At 44.1% G+C, this 13,016-nt stretch carries 8 protein-coding genes; 3 read left to right on the top strand and 5 right to left on the bottom strand.

The annotated features are described in order from the left end of the window. Window positions 1-238: 238 nt before the first annotated feature. From F6J90_RS19595 to F6J90_RS19585, 3 genes are all read right to left on the bottom strand, one after another. Window positions 239-4,468, bottom strand: a complete 4,230-nt coding sequence (locus tag F6J90_RS19595; protein ID WP_293097855.1) for an AAA-like domain-containing protein — start codon at window positions 4,466-4,468, stop codon at window positions 239-241. Between the two features lie 205 nt (window positions 4,469-4,673). Next, a complete protein-coding gene (locus F6J90_RS19590) occupies window positions 4,674-6,725 on the bottom strand; it encodes an AAA-like domain-containing protein (protein ID WP_293097040.1) in 2,052 nt (683 codons plus the stop codon). A gap of 314 nt (window positions 6,726-7,039) precedes the next feature. After that, complete coding sequence (locus F6J90_RS19585) at window positions 7,040-7,315, bottom strand: hypothetical protein (protein WP_293097037.1); 276 nt, start codon at window positions 7,313-7,315, stop codon at window positions 7,040-7,042. Here F6J90_RS19585 and F6J90_RS19580 point away from each other — a divergent pair. Both F6J90_RS19580 and F6J90_RS19575 read left to right on the top strand, forming a co-directional pair. Next, window positions 7,299-7,559 carry a BrnA antitoxin family protein gene (locus F6J90_RS19580; protein ID WP_293097034.1) on the top strand — a complete coding sequence of 87 codons (261 nt, stop codon included), beginning with the start codon at window positions 7,299-7,301 and terminating at the stop codon, window positions 7,557-7,559. The two genes, F6J90_RS19585 and F6J90_RS19580, sit on opposite strands and share 17 nt — an antisense overlap. 335 nt (window positions 7,560-7,894) lie before the next feature. Then, on the top strand, window positions 7,895-10,777 hold the full coding sequence (locus F6J90_RS19575) for a family 10 glycosylhydrolase (RefSeq protein WP_293097032.1): 2,883 nt from the start codon (window positions 7,895-7,897) through the stop codon (window positions 10,775-10,777). On the opposite strand, the gene F6J90_RS19570 is transcribed toward F6J90_RS19575, so the two are convergent. Further along, window positions 10,715-11,167 carry a helix-turn-helix domain-containing protein gene (locus F6J90_RS19570; RefSeq protein ID WP_293097029.1) on the bottom strand — a complete coding sequence of 151 codons (453 nt, stop codon included), beginning with the start codon at window positions 11,165-11,167 and terminating at the stop codon, window positions 10,715-10,717. The genes F6J90_RS19575 and F6J90_RS19570 overlap by 63 nt on opposite strands. A 446-nt stretch (window positions 11,168-11,613) precedes the next feature. Here F6J90_RS19570 and F6J90_RS19565 point away from each other — a divergent pair, with 446 nt between their 5' ends. Beyond that, a complete protein-coding gene (locus F6J90_RS19565) occupies window positions 11,614-12,063 on the top strand; it encodes a PPC domain-containing protein (protein ID WP_293097026.1) in 450 nt (149 codons plus the stop codon). A gap of 72 nt (window positions 12,064-12,135) precedes the next feature. On the opposite strand, the gene cobS is transcribed toward F6J90_RS19565, so the two are convergent. Continuing rightward, window positions 12,136-12,930 carry an adenosylcobinamide-GDP ribazoletransferase gene (gene cobS / locus F6J90_RS19560; RefSeq protein WP_293097023.1) on the bottom strand — a complete coding sequence of 265 codons (795 nt, stop codon included), beginning with the start codon at window positions 12,928-12,930 and terminating at the stop codon, window positions 12,136-12,138. Between the last annotated feature and the right edge of the window lie 86 nt (window positions 12,931-13,016).

Raw genomic sequence — 13,016 nt, 5'->3', positions numbered from 1 at the left:
CTGATGTACCATTTTTGACTGAAGTCGTCCGTTCATTTGTACTACTTTACACCTCAAACTCTTTTACTGTAAACGATGTAGCGATTGAGTTACCCAAATATAGCAGTCGAAGCAAAGCTTATAATATATAGCACTACACATTCAGAGGAAATTGATAGAAGCAGCAAAAGCTCTTGTAGTCAAATTTTGCCTATTGCTAGCATGCCTATTGCTAGCATGCCTATTGCTAGCATGCCTCTTACCACCCTTCCTCCTCAAGTAAATCCTTCAACACCTCTTCCGTAAAAGGATTCTTACCAGCCCCAAGCTCATCTATCCATTTTTGCCGTTGTGCTTTCCACTTATCATTGCTAGTCCAATCTACAAATGCCTGAAAATCTGATATTGCTCCTGCGGTATCCCCAGTCAGGGCTCTAGCCACACCACGACTATGTTGATATCTTTCATATTTATATTTAGGTGCTTTGGCTACTGCTTTTTCACAGGTATCGATCACGTCAGCAGCATATCCATGGAGACTACCAAACCTACAGATTCGATTCAAAGACAAAGGATTAAGTTCTAGGATTGGATCTAGTTGTTGTGCTTCTTTATAGAGAGATAGGGCTTTGGTTAATTTACCCTCTTTAGCTAACTCCGTACCTTGTTCAACTTTAGCAAATGCTGCTAGCTGTTTGGCTTTTTTATCTGGCTCTAATTCTAGCTCGGGATTCCATTCTTTGGCTTCTTTAAACTTAGCAATAGCACCCTCAACATCCCCCTGTATTGCTAACTCCTCACCTTCTGTAACAAGAGCGATCGATTTTGCATTTTTTTCTGGCTCTAATTCTAGATTAGAATTTATTTTTTTGGCTTCTTTAAACTTAGCAATAGCACCCTCAACATCCCCCTTTTTAGCTAACTGCTGACCTTGTTTAACTTTAGCGAGTGCTGCTAGCTGTTTGGCTTTTTTATCTGGCTCTAATTCTAGCTCAGGATTCCATTCTTTGGCTTCTTCAAACTTAGCAATAGCACCCTCAACATCCCCCTCTTTAGCTAACTGCTCACCTTTTGTAAAAAGAGCGATCGATTTTGCATTTTTTTCTGGCTCTAATTCTAGCTCCGGATTCCATTGTTTGGCTTTTTGGAACTTAGCAATAGCACCATCAACATTCCCGTTTTTCGCTAAGTACTCACCTTGTTTGACAAAACCAGAAGCTGCAGCTATTTTGCCATCTGAATCTTGGCATTTCTCTAAGCTTTCTAAATGTTCAGGATGATCCACAAAGTAATCTTCCAACAACTTACAGCCCCGAGTCAGCATCTCACCTAAATCTTCAACTGCCCAGAGTCTGACCGTTTTGTCGGATGATGCAGAAGCGAGCATCTGACTATCTCGGCTAAAACTGACACTATTTACTGGGCCTTGATGTCCTTCAAAGAGTGCTAATTGATTTCCCTGTAAATCCCAAACTCTGACCGTTTTGTCGGATGATGCAGAAGCGAGCATCTGACTATCTCGGCTAAAACTGACACTATTTACTGGGCCTTGATGTCCTTCAAAGAGTGCTAATTGATTTCCCTGTAAATCCCAAACTCTGACCGTTTTGTCATATGATCCAGAAGCAAGCACCTTACCATCTCGGCTAAAACTGACACTATTTACCGGGCCTTGATGTCCTTCAAAGAGTGCTAATTGATTTCCTTCTAAATCCCAAACTCTGACCGTTTTGTCATATGATCCAGAAGCGAGCACCTTATCATCTCGGCTAAAACTAACACTATTTACCGAGCCTTGATGTCCTTCAAAGAGTGCTAATTGATTTCCTTCTAAATTCCAGAGTCTGACCGTATTGTCTCTTGATGCAGAAGCGAGCATCTGACCATCTCGGCTAAAACTGACATTCCACACCGAGGATTGATGTCCTTTAAACAGAGCTAATTGGTTTCCTTCTAAATCCCAAACTCTGACCGTATTGTCCCATGATGCAGAAGCGAGCATCTGACCATTTCGGCTAAAACTGACACTATTTACTTCGGATTGATCTCCTTTAAACAGAGCTAATTGATTTCCTTGTAAATCCCAAAGTCTGACCGTTTTGTCATTTGATGCCGTAGCCAGGGTTTTACCATCTGGGCTAAAACTTACACTTGTTACCCAGGATTGATGTCCTTGAAATTTTTTCTTTTCTTTGAATTTACTAAGACTTTGGTGTAGAACATAGAGAGGACTAATGGTAGGATACTTATCCAAAGGGCGACCATCTTTCACGATATTAAATAGCTGTTGCCCAGTATTCATGGCTGAGTATAAAAGCTCACGATTGCCATAGTAACCATTATCCCCTGGCAACCGTCGTAAAATACTAAGCGCTTGTTTTTCTAGTTGGGTACCTGCTTGAGCTTCCTGTGATTGTTGAAAATTCTCTCTAGCTTTGATCCCAGTTACCACAGCCACAATTATTGCTACAACTGAGAACAAACCCAGTGCTAAACCCCCTCTCCGTATGGTTCGCTTCGCTTTCGCTTGGGCTTGAGTTAAGATGCGCCTTTCTTCTGCCAATACCCTGCGGTCTAATTCCTGACCAGCCGCCAAAAACTGATAATCCAAATCGCTCAAACTTTTACCCTTAGCCCAAGCTTGAGCATTCTCTAACGCCACCCCCCGCAACAAACGAGCTTCATCCTGACACCCAGACTCAACCCAAGCAGTAAAGGCTTCAGAATAGGGACGCAGTCTCACTAATTCCTGCTTAACCCAATCCCGATCAAAAACACTGCCATAAATCCAGTTGTTAACTGTCAAAGAGCCATCCCGCTCTACTACTAACCCCGATAGCCTTAATTCTGTCTGTTCTTCACTGCCATCAGCAGCAAGACTACCCTGATCTAATACGTGCTGATACAATCCCAACAGCCTACTCGCCCGTTGCTCATTTCTGAGAATGCGATCGCGTATAGTCTTCAAGTGCTCTGGCTTATCCTGAGATACCCAATTGTCAATAATCTGGCTACGGGCGACCTGTGCAACTCCAGAAGTTCCCCCCTTGTTAAGGGGGGTTAGGGGGGTACCCAATCTTGAACTGCTGTGGATGGATCCCCCTCCAGAAGTTCCCCCCTTGTTAAGGGGGGTTAGGGGGGTACCCAATTCCGGAGTGCTATCGATGGATCCCCCTCCCGTCCCCCTTAATAAGGGGGAAGCTTGAGAATGGTTTGATTTCCCTCCAGAAGTGCCCTCAACTCCAGTTTCCTCAACTCCAGTTCCCCCCTTGTTAAGGGGGGTTAGGGGGGTACCCAATTCCGGAGTGCTATCGATGGATCCCCCTCCCGTCCCCCTTAATAAGGGGGAAGCCAGACCATGGTTCGATTCCCCTCCAGAAGTGCCCTCAACTCCAGTTCCCTCAACTCCAGTTCCCCCCTTGTTAAGGGGGGTTAGGGGGGTACCCAATTCCGGAGTGTTATCGATAGATCCCCCTCCCGTCCCCCTTAATAAGGGGGAAGCCAGACCATGGTTCGATTCCCCTCCAGAAGTTTCTCCAACTCCAGTTCCCCCCTTGTTAAGGGGGGTTAGGGGGGATCTCCCTCCCGCAGTGTTATCGATAGATCCCCCTCCCGTCCCCCTTAATAAGGGGGAAGCCAGACCATGGTTCGATTCCCCTCCAGAAGTGCTATCGATAGATCCCCCTCCCGTCCCCCTTAATAAGGGGGAAGCTTGAGAATGCTCCACCATTAACTTACACAACTTCTGGGTCAGAAACGGTTGTCCCCCTGTCCAGTGCAATATCTCAGCTAACACCTGTTCAGGATTATCCACTTTCCCTACCAAACCAGGGAGCAGTGGTGTTTTCGCCTCCTCAAAGGTAAACCCAGTCAGTTCAATATCCCGACCAATATTAAAGGGAGTGCGCTGTTTATCCTGAATCAAATCCGCTGGAGTTGCTACTCCCAGCAAACAAAAACTCAGCCGCTTGTAGACTGGTTTTTCGGCTCTTTGGTTATAACAACTGCGAATAAAGGCAAAGAAATCATCTTTAAACTCTACCTTAATAATACTATCAATTTCATCCAGAAAGATAACAAGATTTTCTGGAATCTCTGACAACAGCACCTCTTCAATAAACTCACCCAACCACATTACTGGCGAGAGTTGCTTACGCTCTCGTAACCAAGGTAAAACCTTGAATTTATCTGAGAGCTTAAAACTATTTACCATAGTCTTAATTAAGCTAGCATACCATTGCTCTGACGTTACGTAATTGCCAATTTGGGTAACATCAACAGAAGCACAAGCTACTCCCCTATCTATTAGTCTTTGCATGGTTTTTACCCGCAAACTAGACTTACCCATCTGTCGCGAGTTCAGCACATAACAAAATTCCCCAGCCATCAAAGCATCAAAAATTTCCGTATCAGCTTTTCTGACTGCATAAGTAGCAGCATCGTTAGGTAAACTTCCCCCAACTTGATAGATTGTTGGTTGGTTGGTCATGGTAGGAAAGGGAGTAGGGAGTAGGGAGTAGGGAGTAGGGAGTAGGGAGTAGGGAGTAGGGAACAGTAGTGAAGATATTCGAGTAGGATTTGGTTTTATAGCGTTTATTATAGCTATGAGGTACACAGGATTTTTTACCTCTTGCCTATTGCCTATTGCCTCTTGCCTCTTATCTGCTCCCTGCTCCCTGCTCCCTGCTCCCTAACTAAAAAAGTCTGTTACTAAAATACTCACGATACAAATTATATCTCGGAATACAATCATTACCGATTGCTCTGACTAATCCCAGACTTTCTAACAGATAGGTTTCCTTATAATCCAGGCGCACTGCTTGAGTAGTTGTCAGTAATTTTTTGAAAGCGTTTAGTAAATTGGGATGGAGCATCAGATTATTTAAAAGTTCTCGCAAATGATGGCGATAAATCCCTGATTCTGTCGGGGCGGTTTCTAACAGATGTTCCATGGTGATGTTGGGATTTTTGCTAAGAGTAGAGAAAGCTAACTGTAATAAATAAGGATGTCCCCCTACCATAGCCATTAATTGTTGCAATGAATTAACTGATAAATTTAGAGCATGAAATCTAGCCAATTTCTGAACCTGATCCAAGGATAAATCAGTTAAATCTACAGGATATCCTACATTAAAAGGCGATTTATTGATAGCCAAGTCAATATAAACTTCCGTAGCATAAACCACTATCAACCTTAGTCTTTTCCAAATATCATAAAACTGGCCATTTTCATGCCAACTCCGCAGCAAAGTAAGAAAACCTTCAGCAACTTGTTGATGAGGAAAAACTCGCTCTAGGTTATCGAGACATAAAACCAAAGGACTCTCTGAAGAAACCAACAAATACTCTTCAAAGTAGGTGCTACACTTTACTTCACTGGTAAAAAAACTATCTTCCCAATAATTTTGCAACTCATTAGGTAATTTCAATTTTTGAGTAACCCGCACACAAAAAGACTGTAAAAATATATCCAAGTCATGGCAAGGGAATTCATTCAGATTCAAATAAACCGTGCGATAACCCCTAGACTTAGCATAATCAAGAATCCGATGACTGAGTAAGGTTTTACCCATCAGCTTCGGTGCTTTAATCCGAATTAGCGCTCCTGGTTGTGAAATCTTTTGATAACACTCAGCATCTTGGGGACGTTCTATATAAAAGTCTCCAACTTGAGCTATTGTCTGTTGTTGATTATTGGTGCTATTTGTGCTATTATTATTTGGTAATTCAATACCCAGTAAGTTTAAAAATTCTGGTATAGACTGAGGGCGATCGCTAGCCACCAAATTCATACCATGGAGAATGGCTTGATTTATGCGATCGCTAATCTGGGGATTAAGATAGTTTGGTGGTGGTAATACAGCTCCCTCAACCCGCTCATCAGCTGGTAGTGGTTCATTTCCAGTTAAAAGAACATACAAGGTAGCGGCCAAAGCATAAACATCGGTGTAGGGACCCTGTTGCCCTCGGAACTCATATTGTTCCAGAGGAGCATAGCCTGGAGTCACAGCACAAAGATGAGTTTGTTTAACCCCAGGGATAAACTTAGTGGCAATACCCAAATCAATCAACACGGCACCAGAACCATCGTGACCCACCATGATGTTATTGGGTTTAACATCCCGATGGAGCAACCCTTGCTGATGAATGTCCCAGAGGGCGCTACCAATTTGCCCGATGTAAAGCAAGGCTTTCTCTTCCGAAAGCACACCCTGCCATTTCACCAGAGCCGACAAGGTTTCCCCCTCGATGTATTCCATGATTAGGCAGGGCAGTTCACCTTCTCGGATGATTTCTTCACATAAGCTAACTAGATGAGGATTGCCACAGCTACATTGGGCTAACTTTACCGCTTCGTTGGCGAAAATTTTCCAATATTCTAATAAATTATCTTGGCGTAGTACATGATTAAGGATAGTTTTAATAACAATGCGATCGCCTGTTTTAGTTCGAGCTAAATAGGTAATACCCAGCCCACCTTCTCCTAGTTTTTTTTCGATGATATACTTACCCTTCTGTAGCCGATAACCAGGGGGCCAGGTAAGATGACTTACGCCGTTGCTGTAGTTAGGTGGCTGAGTAGTTGAGGGAGGTTTGTAGGGAGCATAAGGCTCTGCCACATTAACAGCTATTGGTTGTGTGGTGCTGCTATGACCATTTTTAGGGGAATTAAACCAGCGTTTAACTCTGTTATTTAACTGCTGCTTTAATTTCCCACAGACTGACCGATGCTTATTAGTTTTCATCTGAGATGCCCAACCTATCCAGGATATTAATTTGGGTAGGGTTTATCGTAAGCATTCAGCTATCAGCTATCAGCTATCAGCTATCAGCCTATGCCCATAAGCTTACCTGAATGTTTACGGTTTATCTTTATACATAAATAATTCTAACGTTTTTAATAATTATCAGAGCCATCCAATTTGCTTCACCTTACTTCATACTCCTACTCCGTAGGTAAGCATATGCGCTACGCGCACGCTACTTGAGGTGCTATCAGCTATCAGTTATCAGCTATCAGCTATCAGCTTATGGGCTGTGGACAGGCTATTTGAGATGCTTATGGGCATAGGGTAAGCAAAGATAACAGCTTTTGAATAAGCGATGCAGCGCGGTCTTGGGGGTTTCCCCCATGAGCGACTGCATCAAGACAACAGGTAAGCATTAGTTTAATCTGAGTTATGGAAAGCTGACGGCTGACGGCTGACGGCTGAATGCTTACACGGAATTTTTGAATAAAATAGCTAAGGATTGGTTTAATCTTTGTTACGTTAGCTGACCACTGACCGGTGACCGCTGCAAGACAAGGAGAAAGTATTATGAGTATCTCGCCCAAACGACTTGAAGAAATCAAAACTATTCCTGACTCTGACATTGATACTTCAGATATACCTGAGTTAGACGATCATTTTTGGGAAAATGCCAAAATGGTTAAACCAATTACTAAAAAAGCGATTTCTATTCGTTTAGATAGCGACATCATAGACTGGTTTAAAAGTCAAGGAAAAGGCTATCAATCATCGATTAATAACGTTCTTCGTACTTATGTCAATCATCAACTCAAGAAAAGTAATCATTGATGGTAAAACTATTCCCTTAATCTCAGCTAATTCGTAAGCTATCAGTTATCAGCTTAAGCGCTACGCGAACAGCTATCAGCTATCAGAGGAATTAAAGTAGGGTGGGCAAAGTAATATAATCTAGAATACTCAAAACAATCAAACTGTTTTTGCCCACCCTACAAGCTCAGCTAATTCTAGCCGAGATGATATCCCGTATGGGTTATACCAGTCATAAACAACAATTGAACCAATACCTACTGCGATCGCACTGACTGATCTAAATCGGTACTTCTCGCTAACCTTGTTAATTACCAACAGAGGTTAGGATTTTGATAACTAATTTTAAGGAGTGAATGGTGTTCAGGAGTAGTGATAGTTCCAATTGGCAGTGGTATTTGTCCAAGCAGCTAACCCCCTTGATCGGAGATTTAACCAGAGTCAAATCTAATCCTATCGAGCCCAAGACTATTGTCGTTAGTACCTTGATCGGGCTTTTGCTCAATTGTCTACCATGGTCACCAGCTGCTAGAGCTGAAACGGTGCAACTGGGGGTAGTTAAGAGTCTGGATAATCAAGGGCATTGGTCTGGCATTACCGAACGCTTACATTCAATTGGAGTTAACTACTGTATTGTTGACTTGACTGAGGTTAAGAAAGCCTCTGACTTCCATAACACTAACTTGCTATTTTTGCCCAATGTCGAGTTCCTCCACCCAAAACAATTCCAAGCCTTACAGGAGTGGATCGCACAAGGAGGAAAAGTGATTGTTAGCGGTCCGACTGGGTTACTTTCCAAACCTGACATCCGCAAACAATTGCGTGAGCTTTTGGGTGCCTATTGGGGGTTTGCGATGACTCAACCCTCTATCCTCCATCCTTCCCCAGACAGTAACCAAACATGGGTGCAGGATACTGGAATTACAGGTATCATTCAGGGTGGTACTCTTATTCCTGCTGATCTTAATTCCACTACTGTTGCAGTCTGGAGTCAGGTTGACAAGCCCCCTGCTGTAGTAACCTCTAATAATGCTACGTTTTTTGGTTGGCGCTGGGGTATCGATCGGGTAGCTCCGGCGGAGGTCGATAGTGCTTGGTTACGAGCAGCTCTTGGTCGCTATGATGTCCAAGTCACTGATGCCCAGCTCAGTGATGTCCAACTCACCACTGATTCATCTACATCTTCGGAATCCTCTGATCACTCACCACAACATTGTCGGGATATCGAAACTACTATTGCCCAGAAACAGGTGGAAACAGAAGATTCAGAGTCTGGCAATAACACAGATGCTTCCGCCAACCCTACCAATTCCCAATTAGCCCCGTCACCCAAGCCAGCAAAAGCGCCACCACCGCGATATAGAAGACGAATTCGAACCCTAAAGCAAGCCACTTCGATGGAGCGGGAGTTGGAAAATCTGATTGGTCGGTTTGAAAGTGCTTTGCTAAGAGCCTATGCAGCTAACAGTAATCTGAATTTATCTACAGGCGCTGCTATCGAACAATTTGTCACTGCTGGTGCGAAGCAAGTGTCGGAAACCTCCGAGGAAACAGAGGAAACAACGGATGAAACTGACTTAGCTACTGACTCAGCTATTGAAGCATTGAATCAGGCCAGAGTGGGTTTGGAAAACTTCCGTCGAGCAGTGGCTCGCAGGGAGTATCAAAAGGCAAGTCAGCTGTGGATGACAGCACGAAATACCCTATGGGAAAACTACCCAACTGATCATAAACTAGCCCAGTCAGAGATTCGAGCAATTTGGCTAGACCGGGGTACTATTGTTAAAGCCAAGTCTGAAAAAGATTTAGCTAAGATTTTTGACAAATTGGCTACAGCTGGTTTTCACACGGTCTTTTTTGAAACGGTTAACGCTAGTTATACTATTTACCCGAGTGCGATCGCACCAGAGCAAAATCCCCTGGTTGAGGGATGGGATCCCCTAAAAGCGGCAGTGAAGTTAGCCCATGAACGAGGGATGGAATTGCACGCTTGGGTTTGGATGTTTGCTGCAGCTAACCAGCGGCACAATGCGGTTTTGGATCAACCAGCAGACTATCTAGGACCAGTGCTATCGAAGAATCCAGGCTGGGGAATCTTGGATAACGAAAAACGTCTGTTTCACAAGAGAACTAGAAAGGCATTTCTTGACCCGGCTAATCCGGAAGTGCGGGATTATCTAACCCAGCTATTAGAAGAAATAGCCAGCCGCTATGAAGTGGATGGGATTCAGCTCGACTATATTCGCTACCCGTTTCAAGACCCCAAAGCTGGTCATACCTTTGGCTATGGTAAGGCAGCCCGTGAACAGTTCCAGGTATTGACCGGTGTTGACCCCATTGAGATTGACCCAAAGGATCAGAACTTATGGCAACAGTGGACAGATTTTCGTGTACAGCAAATCGACACTTTAGTCAAGTCAGTGTCACAAATGCTGCGCCAGAAACGTCCCGACTTGATTATATCTGCTGCTGTGTTTCCCATGCCTAGGGAAGAGCGATTGCAAAAAATCCAACAAAACTGGGAAGATTGGGCGTCTCGGGGTGAGATTGACCTGATGGTACCGATGACTTATGCGTTGGAAACGGAAGAGTTACAGAAATTAGCCCAGCCATGGCTAAAAAAATCATCCCTCAGCTCAGCGTTAGTTTTGCCAGGAATTCGCCTATTGAATTTGCCCGATATTGTAGCAGTTGACCAAATTCAACTGCTGCGAGATTTACCAGCTCCTGGCTATGCCCTATTTGCAGTAGAAAATCTCAATGATAATCTCAGGGGTATCTTGACTCGTACTCAAGGACAACAAGAGCCTACCACTGAAGTACAAGTACCTTACCGTCAACCGTTCCTAGCTGCAGCAGAACGTTATCAGGCTCTGCAACAGGAATGGAGTTTTATGTTAGCAAATAATCAAATCGTGATTGGGGAACCAGACCTTTCAGAGTGGGGACAACAAGCCGATACCCTCTCCCTGTTGCTGAATCGACTAGCGGACAAGCCATCCATGATGAGCTTGCTATCAGCACAATTGTCCATTTCATCCTTCCGTACTCGCTTTCAAACGTGGATGTTTGGACAATCGGTTGAGCAACCGTATCAAGTCCAGGTATGGGACAATCGTCTGGAAGCGATCCAACGATTATTGCGCTATGGTGAGCGGACGCTCCAAAATCCACCATTAGCTAGTGGCAGGGAAACTGCCACCAATGAAGTGGACATCACTGAAGGTTTCGATCCATAGACGAGCACCACAAGACAGTGGTTTATCTGGGTTATAGACAATCCGACACGGACCAAGGATTTCTACCTGGTTGCCGTATATATTGTTGCCGCTTCGTTTTACGGAAATCACTGGCTTCCGTTCTTCGGGGCTTTTGTGGATATTCGAGCCAATGTTATTGCGGTTGACATTGATCTTAGCTATGGCCGGAGCACGATTAGTGCGCCATTTGCCTTTTGGTCCTCTAGAGCCTTTGGTTATTTGGGGGAGATTGTTGAACAAGGGAATAATCCAGAATTTCCCACTTTTATAGGCACCCCGAACCCGACCCTTCTCTAGAAGTTGGCGCAATCGCCGAGAAGAAATACCTAAGAGAGATGCTGCTTCGGTAGTACAAACACACTTGTTCATCTGTCTTTTTCCTTAACTATTCCGACAATCCTATTATATAGGAAAAATGAATCATTGACAAGTGCTAGTTAAAAAAACTCTTCCGAAGAAAATATTGAGTTTAATAAACTCAGTTTGATGTCAGAAAATGGCGTTTTTTTTGAGGAGAGAGCAGAACTGACTCGAAGGTTTTAATACTTGGATAAAGTTGGTGATGTCGAAGTGAGGTGGAAATAGCGATCGCGTTGAATTTGTGTTTTTTTGTCCTGGTAAAATGACTATAGTTAAGTAGGAACAATATTAAAAATTTGGCGGTGGAACATCCCGTCAGCAGTAGAGTAACCTAGTTGTATCGTCAGGGGATAGCCAGGGTCGGCTTTAAGGCCATACTCGACTTGACCCTCCTTTTTTAAGGGGGTTAGGGTACAGTGTTAGAAATGTTACAAACCAAAAGATATCTAGTTTAGATGAGTAAAGCTTTTGCTGCTTGGTTTAGCTGGGTTATACCTGTGGCAGCAACGTTGTTGGCAACGAGCGTAACTGCACCGGTAGCCAGAGCACAAAACCTGTACAATCCGCAGCCGATTTCTCATAGCAAAGAAATTGTTGACACCCTGACTCAGAAAGATATTCCGATCGGGGATGGTGGTTTTGCCCGAGACTATGTAGTAACTCTTGATGCGGGAGACCAAGTTGCCATCGACCTGATCTCAGACAACTTTGACACGATGATCTCTGTGATCGCTTCTGATGGTTCTACGGTAGCGGAAAATGATGATGGACCAGATGGCAGTACTAACTCATTGTTATTTGCTCGCATTACTGAGACAGATGAGTACATTATCAGGGTGCGTGCCTTTGGCTCAACCGGCGGTGGTACCTTCAGATTAAAGATAACCCGACTTAAACCAATTTAGGGGGTTAGTAGTCGAGTCGGTCAGTACTCGATTAACCAACAGGTCGTCTTTGGCAAAGAATTAGGGAAAGAATTAGTGGAGGATGACGGTCAGTAAGCACAGAAACAGTGCTTCTGTCCATTCCACTACTGCTCCGTAAGTGTCTCCAGTATGTCCCCCCAGCTGGCGGTGAAACCAGCCGCCAGTCAGTAGAGCGATCGCACATCCTCCAATGGCCATGGTTAAAGATAACCAAGTATTTGTCGGATCTAGCAACACTGGCACTAGAGATAAACTTAAGACAACGAATAATCCCAAGAGAATATCTTGGGGAATACGTATCCATGGTTTGTGAAATGCCCCTTTACCGGTGGGTCTGAGATAGGGATAAAATGCGATCGCTACTACTTGTCCCCAGCGTCCCCAAGCAGCTGCTCCCATCAAAGCTGCCCACCGGTAAGCCCCGATATCAGTTAGCGCAGCGGTTTTTATCAGTAATAGAGTACAGGCGGCCATAGCTCCAAACGCTCCTGTAGTACTATCTGCCATCACATCTAAACGGCGCTGGGGATCTGGAACTGCTAAACCATCAGCTGTGTCTATCACCCCATCTAAGTGTAATCCTCCAGTCAGGGCAAGCCAGCTGACCACAACTAAAGCAGAGCGAGTAAGTGCTGGCATCCCCAACTGTTGCAATAAAGTATCTAATATTACCAGTATCCCCCCAATCAGCAATCCGATCATCGGTGCCCAACGGGCAATGCCCCGAAACTCCATTCCCCAGCTAGCTGGTAAAGGGATAATAGTATAAAAAGTTACAGCACTACTTAAAGAACGGAAAAGTTGACGTCCCCATTCCCTAAATTGTTGTCCAGTGAAATACTTCATGGGTAACTGCTGTTACTGAAATTGATTGAATTTTCCTTTGAGCACCATCGAAAGATTGAGATAGTATTGTGTCATAAGCTGTTGTT

The organism is Moorena sp. SIOASIH, assembly GCF_010671925.1.
In the GTDB taxonomy this organism is placed as follows: domain Bacteria; phylum Cyanobacteriota; class Cyanobacteriia; order Cyanobacteriales; family Coleofasciculaceae; genus Moorena.
This window is presented reverse-complemented; position numbering and strand designations above follow the sequence as displayed.

What these genes read in the sequence shown, in the direction of transcription:
- F6J90_RS19565 (WP_293097026.1), top strand. Translation starts at nt 11,614, where the DNA reads ATGAGTAAAGCTTTTGCTGCTTGGTTTAGCTGGGTTATACCTGTGGCA.
- F6J90_RS19580 (WP_293097034.1), top strand. Translation starts at nt 7,299, where the DNA reads ATGAGTATCTCGCCCAAACGACTTGAAGAAATCAAAACTATTCCTGAC.
- F6J90_RS19570 (WP_293097029.1), bottom strand. Translation starts at nt 11,167, where the DNA reads ATGAACAAGTGTGTTTGTACTACCGAAGCAGCATCTCTCTTAGGTATT.
- F6J90_RS19590 (WP_293097040.1), bottom strand. Translation starts at nt 6,725, where the DNA reads ATGAAAACTAATAAGCATCGGTCAGTCTGTGGGAAATTAAAGCAGCAG.
- F6J90_RS19595 (WP_293097855.1), bottom strand. Translation starts at nt 4,468, where the DNA reads ATGACCAACCAACCAACAATCTATCAAGTTGGGGGAAGTTTACCTAAC.
- cobS (WP_293097023.1), bottom strand. Translation starts at nt 12,930, where the DNA reads ATGAAGTATTTCACTGGACAACAATTTAGGGAATGGGGACGTCAACTT.
- F6J90_RS19575 (WP_293097032.1), top strand. Translation starts at nt 7,895, where the DNA reads ATGGTGTTCAGGAGTAGTGATAGTTCCAATTGGCAGTGGTATTTGTCC.